Here is a 24,740-nt window from a genome sequence, read left to right as displayed (position 1 = left end):
GGGGAATGTCGCAGGTGATTCTTGCGCACGGCGTCGGCGGTCGTTCGGACCTGCCGGTGCCGCTGTGGCTCGCGCTCTACGCAGCAGCCTTGGCTCTCGTCGTGTCGTTCGTTGCGCTCGGCTTGCTGTGGACGGCCCCGAAACTGCGTGGCTCGGCGGCCGGATTCGGGGTGCCGCCGCGGGTGACTCGTTGGGTCGACGCGCGGTTCATACGAGTGGCGTTGCAGGTCGTGGGGCTGCTGGCGCTCGGAGCGGTGGCGGGCACGGCCTGGATCGGTCCGAACGACTCGGCCGAAAACCCGGCCACCACGTGGTTCTACGTGTGGTTCTGGGTCGGTGGCGTCGCGGTGTCGCTGGCGCTGGGGCCGATCTATCGGCTGGCGAACCCGTTGCGGACGCTCGGCACGCTTTTGCACAGTGTTGTCGGCTCGTCCGACTCGACTGTGCCCGATCGCGTCGGCTACCGACCCGCCTTGGTCGGACTGTTCGCATTCCTCTGGCTCGAACTCGTCTATCCAGCTTCGGATTCGCCGCGAGCTGTCGCCATATTCATCACGATCTACGCGGCTGTCCACATCGCGGCGGGCGCCCGCTTCGGACCGCGCTGGTACGACCGGGCCGACGGCTTCGAGGTGTATTTCGGCCTCGTCGCTCGCCTGTCCCCCATCGGTCGACGAGACGACGGACGAGTCGTGCTCCGAAACCCGTTGGACGGACTGCTGATTGGCGGCACTGGCGACGGCTTGACCGCTGTGGTGCTGCTGGCGCTCGGCTCCACGACGTTCGACGGCATCACCCGCTTGCCATGGTGGGCGGATCTGAAGCGCGACCTGTCCCGCATCGAGATCATCGGACTCGGCACCGCAGGGCTGATCGCCACCATTGCAGCTGTGGCGGTGGCGTATGCCGGCGCGATCCTGCTCACCAGGCCGTACCTGCGCAAAGGCGTCGAACCGTACTCGACGTTCGTGCACACGCTGATCCCGATCATGGTCGGCTATACGGTCGCGCACTACTTCTCGCTGCTCGTCTTCCAAGGCCAGGTCGGTTACGTGCTGGTGTTCGGCGGCAAGATCGACTACACGGTCGTCTCGACAACGACAATCGCAGTCGTGCAGATCGCGGCTATCGTCGGCGGCCACATCCTCGGCGTGGTCGCCGCCCACGACCGCGCGGTCGGGGTCCTGCGCACCGGTTACGTCAAAGTCGGTCAATACGCAATGCTGGCACTCATGGTCGCGTACACGATGGTGGGTATCGAGTTGGTCTCCGGCGTATGAGTGCGATCGCTACACAGTTCGTGCAGATGCACGCAGGCGGTTGGGACGAGATGCTCGCCGTGCTCGGCCCTGCCCTTGTCGTCGGCACGCTGATAGTGATCGCCCGTCGCAGCCGCCCACTCGACGACGAGTCTGACGACGACCCTGAGGACACCCCTAGTACCGAAGGGTGACGCGGTGAATCGCTCCACAGCGTGATGTGCTGGCGCGGGTTGCGCCCATAGCGTCACCGTCGTGACCACATACGCTGCTCCGCAACACCTTCGAGCCGTTGCACAGTGGCATCGCCCACTGGTTCTCATGGTCGTCTCGATGATCGGGCTTGTGCTGGTCTGCGCGATCGGCCTCGTCGTCGACGACCGGACTGTGCTCGGCGAATCCGTCTGGCTGAAGCCACTGAAGTTCGGGTTCGCGTTCGCGATGTACGGGACAACCTTGGCGTGGTTGCTGTCGCTGCCGCATCGTGGTGCCAAGTGGACCCGCAGGCTTGGGACGGTGTTCGCCGTCACCGGGTTCGTCGATGTCGGATTCATCGCGGTCCAGGCTGCTCGAGGCACCTTCAGCCACTTCAACACGTCGACCGACACCTTCAACTCGGTCGGACAGATCATCTTCACCTCGGGCGTGCCGGGCTTGTTTCTGGCTAATCTCCTGATCGCGGGGATTCTGGTCTGGCAGAAGATCGCCGACCGATCGCTCACCCGTGCAATTCACGCGGGTCTTGTTCTCGCAGTCTCGGGAATGGCGCTCGGCTACCTCATGGGCTTCCAGAAGGGCCGAACTGTTCTCGATGCCGCTGGTCACGACGTCGAACTCGCCGCAGGCCACAGCGTCGGGACCCCTATCGGCGGTCCCGGAATGCCGATCACACACTGGAGCACCACGGGCGGTGACCTGCGAATTCCGCACTTCGTCGGCCTGCACGGCATCCAGGTCATGCTCGCGACCGCATTCGCCCTGGCAGTGCTGTCGTCGAGGGTGGCGTGGCTGCGATCCGACCGGACCAGAGCGGCGCTCGTCGGCATAGTCGCGGTCGGCTACTCGAGCGTGTTGGTGCTCGTGACTTGGCAGGCGCTGCGCGGTCAGGCGCTGATACACCCGGATCACGTCACGGTGGCGGCCTTTGCGACGATCCTCGCCGGGATGGCGATCGCGACCTCGGCAGTTCTTAAGCCGGCGTTAATGAAAGCGAAAGGGCACCCCGCCACGCTGTAATACATGAGCTCACACCACCTCGAAGCCGCCGGTCATCCGGCGGCTTCGTTGTGCTTTGTGAACGATCTTCAAGCAGTCAACGTTTCCATCTGACGTGATCATAAATTAACTGGAGCGGTGGGCTCCGGTTATGCTATTGTCACTAAGTGGAGCAAACCGCTCCGGTTAACCGAGTCGAACGGAGGCAACCCAATGGTCATCACCGACACTCGCTGGGACGTCGCCGTTCCACGAATCCGGGTGCCCGTCTTCGACGTTCGGGGCGACTCGGCGATTGCCCAACTGGTGCGTTTCGCTGGCGTCGGCGGCCTGAGCAACATCGTCTACTTCGCTGCATTCTTCGCTCTCGCAAGTCAGGGCAATCAGATAGCTAACATTGTCGGCGCAGCTCTGAGCACCGCGTTGGCCAACGAACTGCACCGTCGCATGACGTTCCACGCCTCCGATCGCGTGACCTGGTTCGCTGCGCAGTGGGAAGGTGGCGCACTTGCCGTCATCGGCCTCGCCTTCAGCGCAACAGCTATCGCTGCCCTGAACTTCGCGTTTCCGACAGCCACCGACGTCACAGTCGCCTTGCTGGTCATCGCGGTCAGCGCAGCGGTCGGCGGAGCCCGCTTCCTCGCACTTCGCGGCTGGGTTTTCTAAGAACTGCCCGGTCAGCGCAGGCGCTCGGCTTCGCGCGTGAGCCCGACCAGTTCGTCACTCAGCGCAGCCAGTTCGGCTATGTCCGCACCCTCGCGCACGGCGGTGGCGACATCCTCGGCTGCGCAACGGGCTGCGAACCACCGGTCCGCGAGGTCCGCGGCTTCCTGAGCGGACAGCACGACCGCATCTTCGGGAATCTGGGTGCCTTTCACTGCGCTGCGCTGCTCGTATGCGCGTTGACGGCAGGATTGGCGGCAATACCGTCGCCGCCGGCCGGCCTCGGAATCCGCGACCTCGCGACCGCACCAGAGGCAGGATTGCTGACGCCGTGACATAGCGAGAGAGTAACCGGCCAGGCGTCGTCGTTCACGTTCCCCCGCCGGTACAATGAAAAGGTTCGGCTGCACTCGAATGCATGCCGGGAACCAAATCCAGCGTCGATGCGTTGTATATCGTGTTCGGCGGCCAAGCCGCCAATGCACGCAAACGAGAGGACCGCCACCATGGCAGATCGCGTACTTCGGGGTAGTCGACTCGGCGCGGTGAGCTACGAAACCGACCGCGACCACGACCTCGCACCCAGGCGCGTGGCCCGGTACCGGACCGACAATGGCGAAGAGTTCGACGTTCCCTTCGCCGACGACGCCGAAATCCCCGGCACCTGGCTGTGCCGCAACGGCCTGGAAGGCAGCCTCATCGAAGGCACCGCTCCGGAAGCCAAGAAGGTCAAGCCGCCCCGCACGCACTGGGACATGCTGCTCGAGCGTCGTTCCGTGGAGGAGTTGGAAGAGCTGCTCAAGGAGCGCCTCGACCTGCTCAAGACGAAGCGTCGCGGCGTCAATTCCTGAACGAACGAAAGCGCGCCTTCTGTGAATCCACAGAAGGCGCGCTTTTGTATGTAATCCCTACTCCGCAGCGCTCTTCTTGCGGCTGACCAGGTTCTTGAGCTTCTCGTAGCGGTTTTTCATCCCCCACACGGTTACCTTGAGCAGCGCCTCTCGGACGATGCTGCCGCTCATTTTCGAGTAGCCGATTTCCCGCTCGGTGAACGTGATCGGAACCTCCACGGCGACCGCACCGTTTTGGATCATGCGCCAGCCGATGTCGACCTGGAAGCAGTAGCCATGCGACTCGATGGAGTCGAGGTCGAGTGCCTCCAGCGCCTCGCGCCGGTAAGCCCGGTAGCCACCGGTGATGTCCTTGATCTTCACTCCGAGTGCGAGGCGGGAGTAGATGTTGCCGCCACGGGAGAGCACTTCACGACGCTTGGGCCAGTTGACGACGCTGCCGCCGGGCACATAGCGCGACCCGATGACGAGATCGGCGCCTGCGTCGATTTGATGCAGAAGTCGGTGCAGTTGCTCCGGCGAATGACTGCCGTCGGCATCCATCTCGACCAGGACCCGGTAATCGCGCTCGAGTCCCCAACGGAATCCTGCGATGTACGCCGCGCCGAGGCCGTTCTTCTCGGTCCGGTGCATCACATGGATGCGGCCTTCCGGATCGTTGGCGGCCAATTCGTCGGCCACCTGACCGGTGCCGTCCGGACTGTCGTCGTCGGCGACGAGCACGTGCGTTGCCGGCAGCGCCGTTAGTAGGCGCCCGACGATCTTCGGCAAATTCTCCCGCTCGTCATACGTCGGGATGATCACCAAGGTCTTCGAGCTCACGCTCCCCGCTACCATCGAGTTCCTCCCCGCTGGGCGTTCCCAGCAGATCGTTGTTGCGGCGGCGCAATAGTGCGACGCCCAGGGCGGCCAACGCTCCGAGACCGAGGAGAACCTCCGGAATCGGACCGAGTCGAGTTGCAAGCGTAGTACTCGAGAGCAAAGGAACTTGCGCAACCAGTACGTCCGGTACGAACAATTCGCTTTCGTCGACCACAGCACCGTCCGGACCGATTATCGCGCTGACCCCGCTCGTGGCTGCGACGACGACAGCGCGGCCATGCTCGACGGCCCGCACGCGCGACATCGCCAGCTGCTGATACGTCATCTCGGTGTCACCGAAGGTTGCATTGTTCGTCGGCACGGTGAGCAGCTGCGCGCCGTTGCGGACCGAATCTTTCAGTGCACGGTCGAAGGCGACCTCGTAGCACGTCGCGACGCCGATCGTCACTCCTGCCGCATGGACGGTGCCGTCGCCATGACCGGGAACGAAATAGCCCGCACGGTCGGCATAGGAGGAGAACAAGCGGAAGAAGCTGCGGTACGGAAGGTATTCGCCGAACGGCTGAACGATCCGTTTGTCGTGCCTGTCCCCCGGCCCGTCCGCGCCGTTCCAGACGATCACCGAGTTGGTCGTCGTGTCGTCGTCGTTGCTCAGCACCGCGCCGACGAGGATCGGAGCCTTGATCTTCTCGGACGCATCGGTGATCGCGCGGTCGGCGGTAGCGTCACGCAGCGGATCGATGTCGGACGCATTCTCCGGCCAGATGACGACGTCGGGCTTGGGGACCCGGCCAGCTTTCACGTCGTCGGCGAGCTGCAAGGTCCGGCGGACGTGATTGTTGAGCACCGCGGCTCGTTGCTCGTTGAAGTCGAGACCGAGCCGCGGAACACTGCCCTGGACTGCGGCGACGGTGATGTGTCGGTCGCCGTCGGCCATGGTGGACAGCGTCGGCCACAGCGCGGCGGCGACGAGCGGTCCGAGCGCGACAGCGACCCCCGGACCCAGCAGCGCCCGACGCTCCCCTCGCAATGCCCCTTCGACCAGGTAAGCGATCCCGACACCGCACAGCGCGACCGCGAAACTCAGCAGCGGTGCGCCGCCGACGCTCGCGATCGGGAGGAGCAATCCGTCGGCCTGGCCGAATGCCAAACGCCCCCAGGGGAATCCGCCGAACGGAAAGCTCGATCGACCCCATTCGCACAGCGACCACGCCATCGCGATCCACAGCGGCGCCCACGGCAGGATCGCTACCGCGCGGGCAATCGCTCCGAAGGCGCCGAAGAACACCGAACACGCCGCGGCGAGCGCCAACCATGGCAACGGACCGACGTAGACGCCGATCCATGGCAACAGCGGCACGAAGAAACCTGCTCCCGCAACGAAGCCGTAGCCGAACCCACCGCGCAACGACGAGCCGGTCCGCAGCACCGCAACGATCAGCGCGACGCCGAACGGTGCGAGAAACCACAACGGCCGCGGCGGGAAGCTCGCGAACAGCAGCAATCCGCCCACGACCGAACCGATCAGATTTCGCACCACCGGGTGCTGGGTCAGCCAGTCACGCATGAATGGTCACTCCGTTTCGAACTGTGCGAACGCACGTCGGATCGGGCGACCCAGGGTCGAGGCGCGGGAGCGGCGGCACGCCGGCCCTCGGGTCCGTGGACCAACGCGCCACTGCGTTGTCCGGACTCGCGACGACCAAATCGTCGACCTCCCAAACCGCGTACGTTGCAGGAGCACCGGGAACCAGAGTGCCCGCGACGCCATCGCGCACGCCACCGGCGCGCCAGGCGCCGCGCGTTGCCGCAGCGAACGCTGCACGTGGAGAGATGCCAGCGCCGGGTGTGCGATGTTGTACGGCGGCGCGGACGGCTGACCAGGGTCGCAGTGCGGTGACCGGCGCATCGGAACTGATGGCGAGGGAGACACCGGCGCTCGCCATCGTCGAGAACGGATTCATCGCCGCGGCTCGCTGCGCCCCCAACCGAGTCGCGTACATCCCGTCGGCGCCGCCCCACAGCTCGTCGAACACCGGCTGAACGCTGACAATCACGCCCCATGCGCCGAGCTTTGCCGCCTGCTTGGGGGTGATCATCTCGACGTGCTCGAGCCGGTGCCCACAGGTCGCGACCGCCGGACCGCCGACCGCGTCGACTACTCGCTCGAGTGCCTCGATAACGGCACTCACCGCGGCATCCCCGATCACGTGGAACCCAGCCTGGACCCGCAGCTGGGTGCAGGCCTGTAGGTGGGCAGCGATCGCGTCGACGTCGAGGTATTTGTTGCCCGTGCCTGCCGACGGGTCGTCCAGATAGGGCTCGTGCAGCCATGCCGTCCGGGAGCCGAGGGCACCGTCGACGAACAGGTCACCGGCCAATCCGTCGGCGCCGGTGTCGGCCAGCAATTGTGTGGCTTGTTCGGCATTGTCGACCGCCTCGCCCCAGTAAGTACGGATTGCGACGCCGTGCTCGAGGCCGCGGAGTTCGCGCAGATCGTCGCGACCGGAAATCTGCGGTCCGGCGCATTCGTGGACGGCGACGATGCCGTTGGCGGCGGCTTCGTCGAGCGCGGCGCGGCGGGCGCGGTCACGCTGCTCGGGCGTCGCGGCCGATTGGGTGGCGGTCCGAACTCGGTGGTGGTCGTCGGCACGGACCAGGCCGTCGCGAGAAGCGATGCCGCCGACCGCGTCGAGCAGGCTCGACGAGCACACGGCGGAATGGACATCGATTCGCGTCAGATACACCTGACGGCCGGGGGCAGCGGCTTCCAGATCGGCCACATTCGGGGGGCGACCTTCCGGCCAGCGCGTTTCCTCCCAGCCATGTCCCAAGATCAGTTCGCCCGGGTGTTCGGCGGCGAATCGCGTCAATCGCGACATGCAGTCCGCCAGCGATGCTGCTCCGGTCAGGTCCAGCCCGGTCAGCTTGCGGCCGAGCGCCGAGGTGTGCACATGCGAATCGACGAAACCTGGTGCGACGAAAGCGCCTTCGAGGTCGACGATGTTCGCATCGGGATGCAGACTGCGGCCTGCCTTATCGGCTCCGATCCAAACGATCGTTCCGTTGCTCACCGCCATACAGGTGGCGTACGGCGAACCCGGGCTGTAGATACGGCCGCCGATGAGCAATTCCGTCGTCACATCGGGTCAGTGTGCCATCCGGTATCGGCATCGATGATGACGGGAGCGATCGCCTTGGGGCGCAGCTGTGGTTCGGTCCATTGGCTGACGACCTCGCCTTCGACGACGACCGGCCCCGTCTGCAGCTTGCCGAAGCGACGAGTGGCGATATAGACGACCGCTGGACGGAGCACGGACCGTGTCGGCGGGATCAGCAACAGCAAGCCGAGCACGGACGTGACCAGCCCCGGGACGAACATCAGGACGGCGCCGAGCGCGACGAGGACGCCGTCGGCAATCGCGCCCTCGGGTGAGCGCAGGCCGAGCGCGGCACCGCGCAGACCTTCGATGACGCGCCGGCCTTGGGAACCGACGAGCACGAGACCCAGCGCCGAGCCCGCGATAAGGAGGCAGACGGTCCACACCGCGCCGATGGCACTACCCACCGCAACGACAGCAGCGACCTCGACGACGACATAGAGCACGAACAGCAGAAACGCCATATCCCTTCAACGTGCGAGAAAGGCGTTTTGCTCCCGGAATCGATGCAGCGTCGGTCCAGTAACGATCGAACCCTCTAGTTGACATTGAGACTCTTGCTAAGCAATTCTTTCACTGTTGCCCCACCCGCAACATCTGTACCGGCATCGAGGAGCACAATGAATCGGCGTTCGCGCATCACCATCAGCGCATTGTCGGCAGTCGCAGCAGCGGTCGTTTTCGTCGGACCAGCCAGCGCGGACCCCACCCCCATGCCCATGCCTGCACCGGCCCTCTCGGGCCTCTCCATCGCTGCGTTGAACGCGACCTCCGCCGAAATGCACAAGGCCGCCGACGTTCTCGGTCCCGATGCACAGTCCGCAATCAACCGCCTGCTCGCTACCGCGCTACCCGAGCTGGGTGTGACCGTCCCGCAACCGTTCTTCTACCCAGCGCCGACGCTGGGCTGCGGCATCGCAGGCGCGCCGGGGACGGTCACCATCTCCACAGCGCAGGCCGGACCCAACTTCCCGATCCCGCCGTGGATCGAACGCGGAGACCTGCGCTTCCAGGCGCTGCCCGGCTACGTCGGCGTCCCGACGGCGTCCAATCTGAGCGTCGCGTGGATCAACCTCTCGACCCTGAAGGGCAGCATCGATCGGCTCGACGACGTCGTGCTCGGTGTGCCGACAATGTCGAAAACAGTGAAATCGGGCCAAGGAACCGTTTTGGCTGCGCTCTTCGGCAGTGTGACCTATTCTTCCGGGGCCAGCTGCTTCGCACTCCCGACGGTGGGCAGTTTCAACGCTTAGGAACGCAACACAAAAACTTGGTGGCGCGCTTACGAGCCGAGCCGTACAGGCCCGTCTCGTAGGCAACCAAGTCAGCTTCCTGGCCTGACCAATCCGGTCTCGTACGCAAGAACCACAGCTTGAACGCGATCCCGCAAACCGAGCTTCGTGAGCACCCGGCCGACGTGAGTTTTCACCGTCGCCTCCGAAAGAAACAGTTGCTCAGCGATTTCAGCGTTCGATCGCCCGCCGGCCAGCTGCTCGAGGACTTCCCGTTCCCGGACGGTCAGAACCTCGAGCACGCCCGGATCCTGGGTCTGCGCGGGATGGTCGTTGATGAAGCGGTCCAGCAGTCGCTTGGTCACTTTCGGCGAGACGACGGCATCGCCCGCCGCAACACTGCGAATCGCCGACACCAGATCCTCGGGCGGAGTGTCCTTGAGCAGAAATCCGCTGGCACCCGCCCGCAGGGCGCCCAGCGCGTGCTCGTCGAGGTCGAACGTCGTCATCACCAAAACCTTGGTGGTACACCCTGCCTGCAGAATCTGTTCGGTGGCGGCGACTCCGTCCACGATCGGCATCCGGATGTCCATCAACACGACGTCGGGCGCCAACTCCTTGACCGCGGCGACCGCCGCGCCGCCATTACTCGCCTCGCCGACCACCGTGATGTCGTCGTGCGCGCCCAGCACCATGGTCAGCCCCATACGCATGAGTTCCTGGTCGTCGACGATCAATACCGTTATCCCCACGGCGACCAGGCTATCGGCAGCCTCAGTCGTCGAGGTGCAGCGGAAGGGTCGCGGCGACTCGCCAGCCGCCGCTGCCGCGCCGTCCCGCATCCAGCGTGCCGTGCAAGACCGCAACCCGCTCCCGCATGCCGACCAGCCCGTTCCCACTCCCCTGCACAAATCGAGTCGCGGGTGTGCCGTTGTCGAGTATCTCGATGGTGACGTCGTTCTCCCGGCGATGCACCCGGACCCACGCCTTGGCCTCCGGACCGGCGTGCCGCAAGACGTTCGTCAGCGACTCCTGCACGATGCGGTGCACTCCGAGGCTCACGCGGGGCGCGATATTGTCGAGCTGACCGGATTGCTCCAACTCGACCGCCAGGCCCGCGCTGCTCATCATCTGCACAACCTTGGCCAGTCCGGCCGATCCGTGCTGCGGCATCTGCTCGGGTGAATCGTCGTCACGCAGCAGTGCGACGGTCCGCCGCAGTTCGCCCAGCGCTTCGCGGCCCGTCGATGCAATATTCGCAAGCGCTGCCTCGGCGGCCTGCGGATTTTTCCGAATCGCATAAGACGCACCGTCGGCTTGCACGATCATCACGCTCACCGCGTGCGCCACGACGTCGTGCAACTCGCGAGCAATCCGGGTGCGTTCTGCGACAACAGCTTCGTGTGCGCTGCGCTCGCGGTCGTAATCGGCGACTGCGAGCCGCGCGGCAACTTCCTCGTCGTAGGCGCGACGCGCTCCGAGGAATTCTGCGGTGATCCAGCACAACGCGAAGAACAACGCCGAGACGCCTACTGCCCCTAGGACGCTTTGGTTCAGCAGCCAGATTGCGAGCGCCGAATCCACGACCAAACCGGCGACGAAGACGCCGGCGTCGACACGGCCCACATACGCGACCAGCGTGTACAGCGCGATGCCGAGCGCGAGCAACGCCGGATGCGCGTCTTCTTTGTGGTCGATGACGTGCGCGACGATCGTCCAGGTCATCGACTCGGTCAGCAGGACGACAGCCACCAGGCGCGGGTGCCGCCTGCGGAAACACACCGGAACACACAACGCGACGCCTACGACAAGGAAGAGCCATGGGCCTTTGCTCTGCGGGGCGCTGAGCAACTCGGTCACGAACAACGCCGCCGCCAGCATGCAGTCGGCAACCAGTGGCTTACCCCGTAACCACAAGCTGAATCGGCGCATGGTTGTTCAGCGTAGGTCCCCTACCAGCGCAAGCGAGTAGTACCGCACCTGAAAAACGCGTAGTCCGCTACTCGCACAATCCGGCTGCGGTGGACCCATCGTTCTAGATGAGGGTCGGGGTCGGACTACTCGAAGCAACGATTGGACCGCGAAATGAAGCTACGAAACCTCGCGGCGGGTATCAGTATCTCGGCAGTGCTCGCAGTGGCGACGTTCGTCTCGCTACCAGCGCCGGTCGCAACAGCACAAGATCCGGAGTGCAGCTCATGTGACAGTCCCTCGTCGAGCGAAGATTCCGCACCGCGAAAGCCCAGGGAGCACCGTTCCCGCGTCGAGCGCCAATCGGAGCGGCAACCCAAGCCGTCCCCGCCGGTGAATGTGCACCTGGATCCGCCGGTCAAGCCCGCGGCAAAACCCGAGCCGGAGGTCTCGCCGCCGCCTGCATACGTGCCCCCGCCGAAGCAGGCCCCGGTGACACCGCAGTACACGCCGCCGGCAGCGCTGTCGGAGCCGGAGCCCGAACCCGAACCCGCACCTGCAGCGCCTCCCGCGCCGAAAGCCGCTCCCGTTGTCATGTTGCTGGTCCTCGATCGGCAGAGTGTGCAACCCGGTGGCGCGGTCAATGCCCATGGTGAGGGCTGCACGCCGGGTTCGGATGTCACGTTGTCGGCGGCGGGCGAACAGATCGGCACCGGCACCGCAAACGACGCAGGTGTCTTCGACATTCCGCTCGCTTCTGGCGCGCTGGGCGTCGGCAGTCATCGAGTGGAGGCGCTCTGCGGTCCCGTGCTGCTCGCCGCCTTGGACGTCGTCCTGGTGACTCAACTCGGCTCCGCGACAGCAACTCTCACGATGCTCGTCTTCTTTCTCATCATCGGCCTCGTGATCTATCGGCGTCGTCTCTTGCCGCTCGTCTCGACCCACGTTTAGGAAGTGCCATGAAAACCCTACTCACCCTGATGATTACGGCGCTGGTCGTGCTTTCGGCGGGAGTTGCGTCGGCCGCGACCAATCCCGTCGAGTTGGCCGCGACGATCAACGGCGAGGCCGTCACGCCCGGAGCCGACCAACCCATACGTCTCGAGCCGCACGGCAAGGCCACTGTCGAACTTCGCGTGACCAACAACAGCCCGACTGCCATCGTTATCGACCGGGTCGAATTCGCCGGTCGCGTAGTGGGTTTGACGTACTACGCATTCGATACTGCGGTGGATCTGTCCGTTGCCCCGGGGGCGACTGCATCGGTGAAATATGCGATCGATCTGTCCAGGCTCAACGGGCAGGCAACGGGGCTGATCGGCGCGACGCTCTCGGTGTTCGACGACGACGGAAACGCGTTGGCGTCGATCGACACGGTGACCGACGTGCGTGGCTCCTTGCTCTCGGTCTACGGACTGTTCGGCCTCGCGCTGCTCCTGCTGACCGCCCTCGCGCTGCTGGACGCTGCACTTGCCATTGCCAGGCATCAGCTGCCCGCCAACCGCTTTCGGCGAGCGCTACGGATCATGACGCCTGGCATCGGCATCGGCTTGGTCCTCGTCTTCACCTTATCGGCGACACGGGTCTGGGTGCCCGCTACGGACCGGTGGTTGATCATCGCCGGCGCCTTCGCCGCAACGTTCTTCGCCATCGGATATCTGACGCCGACGCCTGATACCGCTGGTAAGGATGCCGACGAAAAGGTCTTGGAGCCGCAGTGACCATCGCCGAACTCGACCTCGTCGCGCAGGCGCTCCCGTCCTACGAGGTCGGTGGACAGATCGGGCAGGGCGGCTTCGGAGTGGTTCTCGCCGGTCGACACAAGCGCCTCGACCGACCGGTCGCCATCAAGGAGATCCCCCGCGAGTTCGCGATAGATCCCGATGTACGAAAGCGATTCGTCGCCGAGGCACGGGTACTCGCATCGATCGATCACCCCCACGTCGTTCCCGTGTTCGACTACGTCGAGCACGAGGGATTGTGCTTGCTGGTGATGGAGCTGCTGACCGGCGGGACGGTCTGGAGCCGGTTCACCGAGGACGGGTTCGACGCGCCGTCGGCGGTCGCGGTCGCACTGGCGTGCGCGGCAGGTCTGCAATCTGCGCACGACCGCGGAATCCTGCATCGCGACATCAAGCCCGAGAACCTGATGTTCTCGGCGTCGGGGGCGTTGAAGGTCACCGACTTCGGTATCGCGAAAATGATCGGCGGCAACGAAACTCTCGCCACCAAGGCCGGCGACATCATCGGCACCCCGTCCTACATTGCGCCCGAACAGGCGCAAGGGCACGAGCTCAGCCCGGCGACGGACGTCTACGCCTTGGCAACGATGCTGTACGAGCTGCTCTCGGGCGTCTTGCCGTTCCCGCGCGGCGGTGACGCGATGGCCATGTTGTTCCGCCACGCGTTCGAATTGCCCGATCCGCTGACGCGAGTTGCCCCCGACGTACCGTTCGCGCTCGCAGAGATCGTGATGCACGGTCTCGCAACCGATCCGGCGGACCGCTACGCCAGCGCCGAAACCTTCGGCATTGCTCTCGCTGAGGCGGCGACGCACTGTTGGGGCACGGGTTGGCTTGCGGCGCCGGGCATCCCGGTACTCGGCGCGGACCGCATTGTGTCGGCAGCAGGCGGGACAGTCCGTACGAGTCCCGCGTATGCGGACTCGGACCCGACGCGCCGGACCCCGCCGCCCGCGAACGTGGCGCCCGTTCGACCGTCGATCCTCGTACGAGAGTCCGCTTTTCAGCTTTCCGATATCCGCCAGGAAGACCTGGTTCCGGTCCAGTCGGTCATCAAGGTCAAGGTCAAGTCTGCGCGTGTTCCGTTCGCGGTCGCCGCCGTGTTCGCGCTCCTTGCCATGGTCATCCCGTTCATCGGTCTCGGTGCCGCTACGACCGGTGGCGACCTGCGCCCCGGCACAGTCACTATCGCCGGCGTCGATCCCAGCGTGGGCGGACCAGTCGCGGTCGACCTCACCGCTCCCCTGGTCGTGACGACGACAGACGTCGGCCCTGCCGACACCGTTCGAGTTGCGTTGCAGGTGGGCGGCGTACCGGTCGGCGAGAAGTCAGCGCCGCTGGTCGCCACCGCGCCGAATGCTGCTGCCGCGACGGTTCCGCCACTGGTCAACCCGTACCTGGTCGCCGGCCAATTGACCGGTGAGCTGTTCTTGACGAAGGACGGTGTACTCGTTGCCAACTGGCGATTCCTGGTGCACACCGAACAGCGGCCGACGACGACCGCCGCTGCGGTTGCAGTCGCGCTGGTGGCGCTGTTCGGCGTTGCCTACCTCGAGTCGTTCGTCCGTTCGCTCGTGCAGGGGCGTCGCCGAATCTCCGGATCGCTGGGTATCCCGGCGAGTACCGCGCTGCTCGCAGCAACCGGTGTCTGCGCGGTCTGGATCCTGAAAGGCCACGAACCTACGACGACCGCCCTGGTGTCGAGCGCCACCCTCGGACTTGTTGCAGGTATTGCTGCCACGGTCGGCGCTGGACGCATCGGCGCGCGGCGACGGTTGCGCGCCCGTACGACCTCGCGCTGACGCCTTGTGATTGAGTGGCCGAGTGGGCGCAAGCGAGTGGATGGCTCTGCTCGCTGCCGCGATGGCTGCCGGTTGGGTCGACGCGGTCGTCGGCGGTGGGGGCCTCATCGTGCTGCCGGTGTTCCTTCTCGTCGCTCCAACGCTCACGCCACAACAAGTGCTCGGCACGAACAAGCTGACCGCGATCGCCGGGACGAGCGCCGCGGTTGCGACGTTCGCGCGCAAGGTTCCGATGCAGTGGCGCTTGATGATTCCCGCAGGATTGCTGGCAGCAGTGACCTCCGGCTGCGGCGCCGCAGCGGTCGCGCTGATCAACCGTGACCTGTTCATCCCGATCATCATGGTGGTCCTGATCGGGGTCGCGGTGTTCGTCACTCTGCGCCCACAAGTCGGCGTCACGATGGCAACGCATCCGCCGACGCGACGCAAAGTGGTCCTCGTCGTCGCACTCGCCGCCGCGCTGATCGGCTTCTACGACGGTCTGCTCGGACCCGGGACCGGAACGTTTCTGATCATCGCCTTCGCGACTGTGCTCGGCACCGAGTTCGTCCGCAGCGCCGCAATGGCGAAGGTGATCAATCTGGGCTCCAACTTCGGCGGCGTCGTCTACTTCGCCGCCACCGGCAACGTGCTGTGGGGCCTCGGCGCAGCAATGGCGTGCTGCAACATCATCGGAGCGGTCTTCGGGTCGCGAATGGCACTGAGCAAAGGCTCGGGCTTCGTGCGCATCGTCCTGCTCGTCGTTGTCGTCGCGATGGTCATCCGGCTCGGCTGGCAACAGTTCGGCTAGTTTGGTCCGGTGGGCACTCACCAGGTCGACGCAGAATTCCTTGCACTCCCCCTACGCCAGCTTGCCGATGCTGCGCTGTCAGCGGCGCGAGCCGCAGGGGCGAGTCATGCCGACTGCCGGGTGCACCGCCTTCTGACGCAGTCGATTCGGCTGCGCGACGGGACGGTCCAGGCGGTGGCGGATTCGGCGACACTCGGCCTCGCGGTCCGGGTGGTGGTCGACGGCACCTGGGGGTTCGCGTCGAACGCCGAACTCTCGCCCGAGGTCGCCGCCGCGACAGCCCGGCAGGCTGTGGCGGTCGCGACGACGCTGCGGCCGCTGAACCGCGACCGCGTCGAGTTGGCAGCCGAGCCGGTCTATGCGGACGCGACGTGGGTGTCGCCCTACGAGATCGACCCGTTCGGCGTGCCCACTGCCGAGAAGGTCGAACTGCTGACCGATTACTCCGCACGGTTGGCCGCAAGCGACGGCGTCGACCACACCTCGGCGAGCCTGTTGCAAGTGAAAGAGCAGACGTTCTACGCAGATTCGGCGGGAACGACCGTCACCCAGCAGCGGGTTCGGCTGCATCCCGCGCTGGAGGCGATCACAGTCGACCAGTCGTCCGGCGTGTTCGAGACGATGCGAACGTTGGCGCCACCGGTCGGGCGTGGGTGGGAATATCTCGGCACCGCCAGCACCTGGGACTGGTCGACCGAGTTGGCACGAATCCCTGAGTGGCTGGCCGAAAAGGTCAAGGCGCCGACCGTGGAAGCCGGCCCGACGGACCTGGTCATCGACCCCACCAATCTCTGGCTGACCATTCACGAATCGATCGGCCATGCAACGGAGTACGACCGCGCGATCGGCTACGAATCAGCCTATGCCGGAACGTCGTTCGCCACACCCGACAAACTCGGCACCTTGCAATACGGGACGTCGATCATGAACGTCACCGCAGACCGCACCGAAGAACACGGGCTCGCCAGCATCGGCTACGACGACGACGGCGTGGCCAGTCAGCGGTGGGATCTAGTCCGTGACGGTGTCCTGGTCGGCTACCAGCTCGACCGTGTCTTCGCCGCTCGGCTCGGCCTCGAGCGGTCCAACGGCTGCTCGTACGCGGACTCGCCGCATCACGTCCCGATCCAGCGAATGGCCAACGTCTCCTTGCAGCCGGACCCGGTCAGCGACTCGACGACCGACGATCTGATTTCTCGCGTCGACAACGGCATCTACATCGTCGGCGACAAGAGCTGGTCGATCGACATGCAGCGCTATAACTTTCAGTTCACCGGCCAGCGATTCTTCCGAATCCGCAACGGGCAGTTGGACGGTCAGCTGCGCGATGTCGCGTACCAGGCTACGACTACCGACTTCTGGGGTTCGATGGAGGCGGTCGGCGGTCCGTCGACGTGGCGGCTCGGGGGCGCATTCAACTGTGGCAAAGCGCAACCCGGCCAAGTCGCGGCGGTCAGCCATGGTTGCCCATCGGTACTGGTGCGCGGCGTGAACATTCTCAACACGCGAACGGAGGCGGGCCAGTGATTCCAGCCCACGAATTGACCGAACGGGTACTGGCCCAATCGCGTTCGGACGAGACGATCGTGATTGTCACCGACCAGCACGAGGCATCGCTGCGCTGGGCAAACAATTCCATGACGACGAACGGAGTGTCGTCGTCGCGCACCTGGACCGTGCTGTCGATCGTGCGCGACGGCACAACCGCTCGCGTCGGCAGCATGACCTCGAGCAGCGTGGATCCCGACGACATCGCCGCCGTCGTCGCGGCAAGCGCGGCAGCGGCTGACACGGCGGAGCCTGCGAGCGACGCAATGGCACTTCTGGGCGACGACGGAGCGCCTGACGGCTGGACCGACGAGCCCGGCGCCACCGACGTCAGCGTCTTCGCCTCGCTCACTGACGATTTGGCGGCCGGCTTCGACAGTGCCGACCGGTTGTTCGGGTTCGCACACCACCAAGTGGACAGCACCTGGCTCGCGTCGTCGTCAGGCTTGCGGCGACGGTTCGTGCTGCCGACCGGATCGGTCGAGATCAACGGCAAGCGTGGCGCCGACGCCAGCGCCTGGGTCGGTTCGGCCACAAAGGATTTCACCGACATTGCCGTCTCGGCGCTGCTCGCCGACCTGTCGCAACGCCTCGACTGGTCCGCTACACACTTCGACCTTCCCGCGGGGCGCTACGAGACGCTCCTGCCGCCGTCGACCGTGGCCGACTTGATGCTCTACCTGGTCTGGACGATGGAAGGCCGGGGCGCCGAAGAGGGCCACAACGCGTTGTCACGCCCCGGCGGTACGCGGCTCGGCGAGAAGTTGACCGACCTGCCGCTGACCTTGTTTTCCGATCCCGCGGCGCCGGGCCTGGAGCACTCGCCGTTTCTCGCGACGGCGTCGTCGGACGATTCGGTGTCGGTGTTCGACAACGGTCTGCACCTGGGCCGCGTCGATTGGATCCGCAACGGCGTCATCAACGCACTCTCCTATCCGCGTGCTGCGGCACAGGAATTCGGCGCCGAGGTTGCGGTCCCCGGCGAAAATTTGCTGCTGACAGGCGGTTCCGATGCCACGATCGAGGAGATGGTCGCCCGCACCGAACGCGGCCTGCTCCTGACGACGCTCTGGTACATCCGCGAGGTCGATCCGGCGTCGCTGTTGCTGACCGGACTCACCCGCGATGGCGTGTACCTCATCGAGGACGGCGAGGTCCGCGGCGCGGTCAACAACTTCCGGTTCAACGAAAGTCCACTCGACCTGCTTCGGCGGGTGACCGAGGCGGGGGCCACGCTGCCCACCTTGCCTCGCGAGATGAAGGACTGGTTCACCCGAACGGCCATGCCGCCCTTGCGAATCCCTGACTTTCACATGTCCTCGGTCAGCAAAGCCACCTAACCCCGTGCGCGCGTCTCACCCCCAGAGGGGTTAAATTCACGCACGGTTTCGGCGAACGTCAGGACCGTATCGTCCTCGAAATGCGGGCCGATGATCTGCATGCCGACCGGAAGGCCGCTCGGAGTGGTGCCGATCGGCGCGGACGCGGCGGGCAGCCCCGAAAGGCTTGCGTGCGAGGTCCAGAAGAACTGCTCGTGATAACGCCGCGGACCGTTCGTCGTGTCGAAGGTGCGCTCGTCGAAAGGCCGCTCGTCGTGCGGGAACGCGGGCGTGCTGTTCGTCGGGCAGAGGAAGACGTCGACGTCGTCGAAGGACCTGGCCCACGCGGCGCGAGTTTCCATGCGCCGGTTGTCGGCTTCGATGAAAGCCTTGTGACTGAGCGCGCCGTCGCCCTGGAGTGCGAAGAAGGCGTCCAGGTGAAAGCCGAAGTCCCTGAACTGCGCTGCCGGGTCCATGCCGTCGGGCCAGCCTTCGACGACTGTTGCTCCTGCGGCTGTGATGGCGTCGATCGTGTTCGAGAGCGCGTCGACGACCTCACCGCTGACCGGCGCAGTCGGATCGTCGAGGACGAACCGGATGCGGAAATCGGCGAGGTCTCGGTGCCGCGGCGCGGGCAAGCGCCACGTCAACGCCTTGGCCTCGGGCCCTTCCGGTCCGGCGGTGACCTGGAGCGCGAGCCGAAGGTCCGCAGCTGTGCGAGCGAGCGGTCCTACCGCCGTCAGGCCCGTCATTGCGACCGGGACACCGGGCGGTCCGGGCGGGGCCATTCCGGTAGGCGGAACGGTCTCGGCGGTGGGGCGAAGTCCGTAGACGCCGCAGAACGACGCGGGGGTGCGGATCGAGCCCGACAGGTCCGTGCCGTATTCCAAGAACGTCATGCCCGACGCGAGTGCAGCTGCCGCGCCGCCGCTGGACCCGCCGGGTGTCCGCGCGCGGTCTGCGGGGTTGTTGGTCACGCCGAACAGCGGGTTCGCGGTTTGGATGTCCGACAACATGAACGCCACGTTCGACTTGCCGATGATGATCGCACCGGCCTGGCGCAGCCGTGCGACCACGGTCGAGTCTTCTTGTGCCACAGGGTCGGCGAACTCGGGATTGCCCCACGTCGTGTGCAGACCGGCGACGTCGAAGCTCTCCTTGATAGTCATCGGGACACCGTGCAGCGGTCCGACGTCATCGCCGCGGGCGAGTGCGTCGTCGGCGGCAGCGGCCTCGTTCATTGCCTCGTCGCGACGGAACGCGATGACGGCATTGATCCCCGGGTTCGTCTCGTCGATGTGAGCGAAGAGGGCCTCGGTCAGCTCCCGCGAGGAGATTTCCTTGCGCCGAATCATCGCGGCAGCCTCGGTGGCAGAGGACTTCAGTACGTCGGTCATGGCTCAGGTCTACGGGCTGACACAGGGTGAGGGTCAAGGGGTCGTGAGTCTTTTTGGAGTCTAGGGACTCGCAAAAGACTCACGAGAGCTTATTTGTCGGTGGGCGCTGATTGCCTCGAAAAGTCAGGTTACGCAGCGTTTCAAGGGGGTTCGAAATGATTACCAACGACCGAGTCGATGTCCTGCTCGCCGGGTTCGCCGACGATCTCGGCGAGCCGAGCCAGTGGCCGGCGCCGGACGAATACCGCCGCTCGCTGGCGCTGTGCATCATCGACGCGATCGCGTCGACCAGATCGCACTACACCTCGGTTGAGAAGATCCTCGATCGCTATCGCGCCTATCGCGCCGAGCAAGGTGGCGATGCCGCAGACGACTCAGCGACCGTTCTGCTCGCCACCTTCGACGAGGTGGGCGGTCCGGAGCAGTGGGCGGACCGCATCGGCAATCGCAAACCGACATCGACCTCGGCAAACGCTCCGCTAAAGGCGGCCGCCATTGCCGATGCAGCGCGGGCGTTGCTCGAACTGGGCATCGATACCGCCGAACAGTTCCGCTCGGCGGACACCGCGACGCTCGACGCGGCCGAGGTGGCGTGGAAAGCCGTGCCGGGTCAGCGGTCCGGGCTGACGTGGAGCTACGTCGTGATGCTCGCCGGGGTGCCGGGGCCCGCTGATCATCTGGTCAGCAGGTACGTCTGCAACGCGGTGGGGTTGTGGGAGACCGAACTGCCGGACGACGCGGTCGCCGCGTTGGTGGCCGAAGCCGCCGCCTGCTCGGAGCTGGACACCGAGCTCCTCGAATACGCCATCTGGCGCTTCGAGTCGAAACGAACCCTCCGTTAGGCGGGCGCGATCGCAATCCCGATGGTGCCGTTCTTGCCGCGACGGAGGGTGCTGAACTTGACGGTGAGCAAGCCGATGATGCCGTACTTCTTCATGATCAGCTGGCGTACGCGCTCGGAAGCCTGCTCGTCGAGCACCTCGGCCGATCCCTTGGCAACCTCACCGGTCGTCTTGCCGCGCATGTCGCACTTCTGCACCAGCACATCGGGATTGCGACGCGCGCGCTTGACCTTCCATGCGTTGGTCTCGGACCACACGACCAGCTTTTCGCCATCCTGGGCGAACCAGACGGGCGTGGCACGTGGGGTGCCGTCCTTCTTGAAGGTGGTGAGCGAGATGTACTGAGCCTTGGCCAGGTCGCCGAATCCGTTGGTCATACGGCAACGATATGCGGACCTAGGCAGTCGGCTGTAGTCCGAAGCCCTCGAAGAGCGTCGGATCCTGGAAAACGACCACCTTGGCGATACCGGTGGAGGTGACGGTGAAGACCTGAATCGAATGCGCGCAATAGCTGCCATCGTCGGCTCTGGCGTAGACCGCGGCGGCCGGCTGGCCGTTCGCCTCGATACGACGGACTCGAAAAGCGCCACGTACTGCGAAGATTCGCGCGATGAAGGTGACGATGGCGTCCGCGCCGACGTACCAATTCGGAATGGGCGGCATCTCGAGGATCGCATCGTCTCGCAGCAACTGCTCGAGGCCGGCGACGTCGGCGGTCTCGAGGAGTGTGACGTAGCGGTCGACCAGGTCGCGGCTGAGCAGGTCCTCCGGTTCGACCACGTCGTCTTCGGCGGGAGTGCCGTCTTTCAGCTCGGCACGAGCGCGTTGCAGCGTGCTGTTCACCGCAGCCGTCGAGGTGTCGAGCGCTTCGGCAACCTCGGCCGCGGACCAAGCAAGCACGTCGCGCAGCAGCAGGACGGCTCGTTGGCGCGGCGGCAAGGTCTGCAGCGCGGCGATGAAGGCCAAGCGAACACTGTTGCGCGACGCGACAATTGCCGCGGGATCGCTCTCGGTCGGGGCGTACACCGCCTGCGGGAGCGGCTCGATCCAGTCGATCTCCGGGCGCCGTTGCAGCGGCCACTCCCCCACGTCGTGGCTCGGACCGCCCAACCCGGACGGCAGGACACGGCGGCTGCGGTGGTCGAGGGCGGTCAGGCACGCGTTGGTCGCAATGCGATGGAGCCACGTACGCATGGTTGCTTTCCTCTCGTCGAACCGGTCGAATGCTCGCCACGCGCGCAGGAGGGTTTCCTGCACGAGATCCTCCGCGTCGTGGGTCGACCCGAGCATCCGGTAGCAGTGTGCGAGCAGCTCCCGCCGGAATGGGTCGGTGGCCGTTGCGAATTCGTCCTCTAGGGTGCTCACCCTGGTTGCCTCACTGGTCGTCATGGTTGCGCGCCCCATCATGCCCGCGCCGGTTCGGAAACGGCGGGCACGGCGGCGACCGCCCGACGCCGCGCGTCCGTTCCCAACCCGATGATCGCACCGGACAGCGAAAGAACTGCCGCGATGTACAGTGCGGCGCCAAACCCCGCACTCATCGTCGAGGGGGTCGAGTACCCACCGACGTGGGCAAACACCGCGGCAAGGACCGCTATGCCGAAGGTGCCACCTAGTTGACGCATGACGTTCACGGTCCCGGCGGCCTTGCCGACGGCGGTGGGCGGAACTGCGCCGAGCACAGCATTCTGAGCCGCAGGCATTGCTGCCGATACACCGATGCCAGCGATCATCATCGGCACGATCAGCGACGAGTAGGCGACGTCCGGCTCGGCGAGAACCCCGATCAAGCCGAACCCGAGCGCCTGCAATGCGAGGCCGCCGACGATGAACGGCCGCTCGCCGTACCGACGGACCTTCGCACCGGCGACCGGTGCGACGACGAACAGCGTGACCGTCCACGGCAACATCTGCAGGCCGGCTTCGAGTGGGCTGGAAAGCAATGCGACCTGCAAGAACTGGGCTAGGAAGAAGGCCGTGCCGAATACCGAGCCGTACAGCAGAAACGCGGCGAGGTTGCCCGCCGAAAACGCCCGAATCCGAAAGTATTCGAGCGGGATCATCGGTGCGATCGCGTGGCGCTCCCACGCAACGAACGCTGCCCCGAACACGATGCCCGTGACGAGTGACGCGACGACCTCCGCACTGGTCCAACCTGCGGCATTGCCGCGAATCAAGCCCCACACGACGCCGAATGCTGCACCAGACACCAGCACAAGTCCGCGACCGTCGAGCCGCGAGTCGACGCGCTCGCTTTCAGTGATGTGTGCTCGAACGAGGGGAACGAGGAGTAGGCCGATCGGCACGCTGAGCCAGAAGATCCATTGCCAGGCAAGCCCTTCCACAACGGCACCGCCGACAAGTGGACCGCCCAAGGTAGCCAGGCCGGTGATGCTGGAGAAGATCCCGAGGGCTCGTGCACGGTGCTGCGGCGCAAACGCCGCACTGAGCAACGCCATGGCGTTCGGCATGATCAACGCCGATCCGGCTCCTTGGACGGCTCGGTCGGCGATCAGCCACGCGGTATCGGGAGCCAGCGCACAACCCACCGATGCCAGCGTGAACACTGCGATTCCTGCGTTTACGACCCGACGTCGGCCGAAACGGTCGCCGAGTGCTGCGCCCGTCATCAGCAGTACCGCAAACGTGAGGGTGTAGGCGCTGATGGTCCATTCGAGGTCCGCAAGCGATGCGCCGAGATCGCGCTGGATCTCGCGTAGCGCCGTCGTCACGACAAGCATGTCGAGCATCACCATCAACGACGCCAGCGACGTCAGGCCAAGCACCCAGCGCTGTTTCGTTTCCATCGTCAACCTCCGGTAGTCGTCCGTCGAAAAGCGGTTCGCGAGTACATACCGAGACGAGACCGGAAACTCATCGCGCCTGATAGCGGGCAGATTCCGACATCCCGGACGCGTCGCCCACGTTCGAGTGCGCGGCACCCGATCGGAGTCCTATCGTCGTGGGATAGCTGCAGAAGGAGGCGAACACGTGACTCAGTGGGACCTGAACTCGCTGGCTGCGAGCCTGCGGATGGACGGCGATGATCTCTCGTTGTACGCCGGCTTCCTGATGAACACCCTCTCGTCGGCGCTGCCGGCCAACGTGGTCTCGGTCGAGCGGAAGTCCGGGCTGTTCGGGCGCACCCGCGAAGATGCGCCCGTGCTCGGTGTGTCGGTAACCGCGGGCGACGAACGCTTCGTCATCCGCCGCAAGGGAGTGGGGCAACCGGCGATCGCGCAGATCATTCACGAGTCCGGTGGCATCGTGCTCAAGACCGATACGGTCGCGATGGACGCGTGGTCGCATCGACTAGCCGCCGCACTGGCCGGCCTCGCGCAGCAGAATGCCGCAGCGGCAACGGCGTTGGCGCGGCTGACCCTGCCCGGCCAATGACGCCGTTCACCTCGGACCTGACCGTCGACGAACACCACGCCATCCGTTCGGTCGGCTTCGCGCCGGTCGGATTGGTGCTGGGGTCGTGCGTCTATCAAATCGGCTACACCGGCGGCTATTGCGGCTACGGGCGGTCCTACGGCCGAGCGAGCGTGGTCGAAGCAACGGGAATTCGGCAGTCGCTCTACGACGCGCGCATGCTGGCGTTGTCGCGAATGCAGCAGGAATCCGCGCAGTTGGGCGGTGACGGCGTCGTCGCTGTCCGGCTGGAGATTCGTCCCTACCCGGCGGGTGGCCTCGAGTTTCAAGCCATCGGGACTGCTATCCGTGCGGACGGCACCGTGCGGCCACGGCATCCGTTCCTGTCGGACCTCACAGGCCAGGACTTCGCGAAGTTGCTGATGGCGGGCTGGGTGCCGACCGGTTTGGTGCTCGGACTGTCGGTCATGGTCATTCACCAGGACTGGAACACCCAACAGCAAACGGCCAACAGCTGGGTCAACAACGAAGTCGCCGCGTACACCGCTCTCGTGCAATACACCCGCCAGCACGTCCGCGCTCAACTCGCCGACGAGTGCGCGCGCTCGGGCGGAACCGGCGTCGTCGTGCGCACCTCGACCCTGAACCACACCGAGTGGCGGTGCGTCGCCGGGCAGTACGAAACGGTCGACCACGTCGCCGAGGCGTTGATGATCGGCACCGCAATCACCCAATTTCGGACCAGCGGTGGTGTCGGCGGCCCACCACCGCTGCCGATCATGCGACTGACCTGAGCCGTCGAAAGGACTCG

Annotated in this window: 26 protein-coding genes; 15 read left to right on the top strand and 11 right to left on the bottom strand. The window is 65.5% G+C overall.

Going from position 1 to position 24,740, the window contains the following annotated elements; genetic code table 11:
- Positions 1 to 5 precede the first annotated feature (5 nt).
- The 4 genes from FGL95_RS27560 to FGL95_RS27545 all read left to right on the top strand — a co-directional run bounded on the left by FGL95_RS27560 (position 6) and on the right by FGL95_RS27545 (position 3,140).
- On the top strand, positions 6 to 1,280 hold the full coding sequence (locus FGL95_RS27560) for a hypothetical protein (protein ID WP_206072371.1): 1,275 nt from the start codon (positions 6 to 8) through the stop codon (positions 1,278 to 1,280).
- Complete coding sequence (locus FGL95_RS27555; RefSeq protein WP_169593389.1) at positions 1,277 to 1,453, top strand: hypothetical protein; 177 nt, start codon at positions 1,277 to 1,279, stop codon at positions 1,451 to 1,453. Before FGL95_RS27560 ends, FGL95_RS27555 begins: the two co-directional genes overlap by 4 nt.
- 61 nt (positions 1,454 to 1,514) lie before the next feature.
- A complete protein-coding gene (locus tag FGL95_RS27550; RefSeq protein ID WP_338080055.1) occupies positions 1,515 to 2,495 on the top strand; it encodes a hypothetical protein in 981 nt (326 codons plus the stop codon).
- 192 nt (positions 2,496 to 2,687) lie between these two features.
- Complete coding sequence (locus tag FGL95_RS27545; RefSeq protein ID WP_169593387.1) at positions 2,688 to 3,140, top strand: GtrA domain-containing protein; 453 nt, start codon at positions 2,688 to 2,690, stop codon at positions 3,138 to 3,140.
- Between the two features lie 11 nt (positions 3,141 to 3,151).
- On the opposite strand, the gene FGL95_RS27540 is transcribed toward FGL95_RS27545, so the two are convergent.
- Entirely contained in the window at positions 3,152 to 3,475 is a 324-nt protein-coding gene (locus FGL95_RS27540; protein ID WP_169593385.1) for a hypothetical protein, read from the bottom strand.
- Between the two features lie 168 nt (positions 3,476 to 3,643).
- On the opposite strand from FGL95_RS27540, the gene FGL95_RS27535 reads away from it, so the two are divergent.
- Positions 3,644 to 3,988 (top strand): RNA polymerase-binding protein RbpA, encoded by a 345-nt coding sequence (locus FGL95_RS27535; protein ID WP_169593383.1) that lies wholly within the window; start codon positions 3,644 to 3,646, stop codon positions 3,986 to 3,988.
- A 57-nt stretch (positions 3,989 to 4,045) separates the two neighbouring features.
- On the opposite strand, the gene FGL95_RS27530 is transcribed toward FGL95_RS27535, so the two are convergent.
- The 4 genes from FGL95_RS27530 to FGL95_RS27515 are packed head-to-tail and all read right to left on the bottom strand — an operon-like array spanning position 4,046 to position 8,435.
- A complete protein-coding gene (locus FGL95_RS27530) occupies positions 4,046 to 4,825 on the bottom strand; it encodes a polyprenol monophosphomannose synthase (RefSeq protein ID WP_169593381.1) in 780 nt (259 codons plus the stop codon).
- Positions 4,773 to 6,377, bottom strand: a complete 1,605-nt coding sequence (gene lnt, locus FGL95_RS27525) for an apolipoprotein N-acyltransferase (protein ID WP_169593379.1) — start codon at positions 6,375 to 6,377, stop codon at positions 4,773 to 4,775. The genes FGL95_RS27530 and lnt overlap by 53 nt, the downstream gene beginning before the upstream one ends.
- Positions 6,370 to 7,953: an amidohydrolase gene (locus tag FGL95_RS27520; protein ID WP_338080054.1), complete on the bottom strand. Its 1,584-nt coding sequence runs from the start codon at positions 7,951 to 7,953 to the stop codon at positions 6,370 to 6,372. The genes lnt and FGL95_RS27520 overlap by 8 nt, the downstream gene beginning before the upstream one ends.
- Positions 7,950 to 8,435 carry an FxsA family protein gene (locus tag FGL95_RS27515; protein WP_169593378.1) on the bottom strand — a complete coding sequence of 162 codons (486 nt, stop codon included), beginning with the start codon at positions 8,433 to 8,435 and terminating at the stop codon, positions 7,950 to 7,952. The genes FGL95_RS27520 and FGL95_RS27515 overlap by 4 nt, the downstream gene beginning before the upstream one ends.
- Positions 8,436 to 8,591: 156 nt before the next feature.
- On the opposite strand from FGL95_RS27515, the gene FGL95_RS27510 reads away from it, so the two are divergent.
- On the top strand, positions 8,592 to 9,224 hold the full coding sequence (locus tag FGL95_RS27510; protein ID WP_169593376.1) for a hypothetical protein: 633 nt from the start codon (positions 8,592 to 8,594) through the stop codon (positions 9,222 to 9,224).
- A gap of 71 nt (positions 9,225 to 9,295) precedes the next feature.
- Here the strand turns inward: FGL95_RS27510 and FGL95_RS27505 are convergent, their stop codons facing one another.
- A complete protein-coding gene (locus FGL95_RS27505; RefSeq protein ID WP_169593375.1) occupies positions 9,296 to 9,955 on the bottom strand; it encodes a response regulator in 660 nt (219 codons plus the stop codon).
- Positions 9,956 to 9,977: 22 nt separating this feature from the next.
- Entirely contained in the window at positions 9,978 to 11,135 is a 1,158-nt protein-coding gene (locus FGL95_RS27500; RefSeq protein ID WP_169593373.1) for a sensor histidine kinase, read from the bottom strand.
- 153 nt (positions 11,136 to 11,288) lie between these two features.
- Between FGL95_RS27500 and FGL95_RS32540 the strand changes: the two genes are divergently transcribed.
- Genes FGL95_RS32540 through FGL95_RS27470 form a run of 6 tightly spaced genes read left to right on the top strand, consistent with a single transcriptional unit; the run spans position 11,289 to position 18,336 of the window.
- Positions 11,289 to 12,065 carry a hypothetical protein gene (locus FGL95_RS32540; RefSeq protein ID WP_240963346.1) on the top strand — a complete coding sequence of 259 codons (777 nt, stop codon included), beginning with the start codon at positions 11,289 to 11,291 and terminating at the stop codon, positions 12,063 to 12,065.
- 8 nt (positions 12,066 to 12,073) lie between these two features.
- Positions 12,074 to 12,835 carry a hypothetical protein gene (locus FGL95_RS27490; protein WP_169593371.1) on the top strand — a complete coding sequence of 254 codons (762 nt, stop codon included), beginning with the start codon at positions 12,074 to 12,076 and terminating at the stop codon, positions 12,833 to 12,835.
- Complete coding sequence (locus tag FGL95_RS27485; RefSeq protein ID WP_338080053.1) at positions 12,832 to 14,658, top strand: serine/threonine-protein kinase; 1,827 nt, start codon at positions 12,832 to 12,834, stop codon at positions 14,656 to 14,658. The genes FGL95_RS27490 and FGL95_RS27485 overlap by 4 nt, the downstream gene beginning before the upstream one ends.
- Positions 14,659 to 14,698: 40 nt before the next feature.
- Positions 14,699 to 15,448, top strand: coding sequence for a TSUP family transporter (locus tag FGL95_RS27480; RefSeq protein WP_206072391.1), 750 nt, complete (start codon positions 14,699 to 14,701; stop codon positions 15,446 to 15,448).
- 9 nt (positions 15,449 to 15,457) lie between these two features.
- Complete coding sequence (locus FGL95_RS27475) at positions 15,458 to 16,975, top strand: metallopeptidase TldD-related protein (protein WP_169593368.1); 1,518 nt, start codon at positions 15,458 to 15,460, stop codon at positions 16,973 to 16,975.
- Entirely contained in the window at positions 16,972 to 18,336 is a 1,365-nt protein-coding gene (locus tag FGL95_RS27470; RefSeq protein WP_169593366.1) for a metallopeptidase TldD-related protein, read from the top strand. Before FGL95_RS27475 ends, FGL95_RS27470 begins: the two co-directional genes overlap by 4 nt.
- Here FGL95_RS27470 and FGL95_RS27465 read toward each other — a convergent pair.
- Positions 18,333 to 19,712: an amidase family protein gene (locus FGL95_RS27465; RefSeq protein ID WP_169593365.1), complete on the bottom strand. Its 1,380-nt coding sequence runs from the start codon at positions 19,710 to 19,712 to the stop codon at positions 18,333 to 18,335. The genes FGL95_RS27470 and FGL95_RS27465 overlap by 4 nt on opposite strands.
- 155 nt (positions 19,713 to 19,867) lie before the next feature.
- Here FGL95_RS27465 and FGL95_RS27460 point away from each other — a divergent pair, with 155 nt between their 5' ends.
- Positions 19,868 to 20,554, top strand: a complete 687-nt coding sequence (locus FGL95_RS27460; protein ID WP_169593363.1) for a heme peroxidase — start codon at positions 19,868 to 19,870, stop codon at positions 20,552 to 20,554.
- On the opposite strand, the gene FGL95_RS27455 is transcribed toward FGL95_RS27460, so the two are convergent.
- From FGL95_RS27455 to FGL95_RS27445, 3 genes are read right to left on the bottom strand one after another with little or no spacing between them, the layout of a single operon-like run.
- Complete coding sequence (locus FGL95_RS27455) at positions 20,551 to 20,931, bottom strand: PPOX class F420-dependent oxidoreductase (protein ID WP_169593361.1); 381 nt, start codon at positions 20,929 to 20,931, stop codon at positions 20,551 to 20,553. The two genes, FGL95_RS27460 and FGL95_RS27455, sit on opposite strands and share 4 nt — an antisense overlap.
- A 19-nt stretch (positions 20,932 to 20,950) precedes the next feature.
- Positions 20,951 to 21,943, bottom strand: a complete 993-nt coding sequence (locus FGL95_RS27450) for a sigma-70 family RNA polymerase sigma factor (protein WP_169593360.1) — start codon at positions 21,941 to 21,943, stop codon at positions 20,951 to 20,953.
- A gap of 14 nt (positions 21,944 to 21,957) precedes the next feature.
- Positions 21,958 to 23,361 carry an MFS transporter gene (locus FGL95_RS27445; RefSeq protein WP_169593358.1) on the bottom strand — a complete coding sequence of 468 codons (1,404 nt, stop codon included), beginning with the start codon at positions 23,359 to 23,361 and terminating at the stop codon, positions 21,958 to 21,960.
- A 184-nt stretch (positions 23,362 to 23,545) separates the two neighbouring features.
- Here FGL95_RS27445 and FGL95_RS27440 point away from each other — a divergent pair, with 184 nt between their 5' ends.
- Entirely contained in the window at positions 23,546 to 23,950 is a 405-nt protein-coding gene (locus tag FGL95_RS27440) for a hypothetical protein (RefSeq protein WP_169593356.1), read from the top strand.
- Positions 23,947 to 24,723 (top strand): heavy metal-binding domain-containing protein, encoded by a 777-nt coding sequence (locus FGL95_RS27435; protein ID WP_169593354.1) that lies wholly within the window; start codon positions 23,947 to 23,949, stop codon positions 24,721 to 24,723. Before FGL95_RS27440 ends, FGL95_RS27435 begins: the two co-directional genes overlap by 4 nt.
- Positions 24,724 to 24,740 lie beyond the last annotated feature (17 nt).

This window comes from Antrihabitans stalactiti, assembly GCF_012932915.1.
Classification (GTDB): domain Bacteria; phylum Actinomycetota; class Actinomycetes; order Mycobacteriales; family Mycobacteriaceae; genus Antrihabitans; species Antrihabitans stalactiti.
The sequence above is the reverse complement of the archived record's forward strand: the minus strand, read 5'-3'. Positions and strand labels throughout refer to the sequence as shown.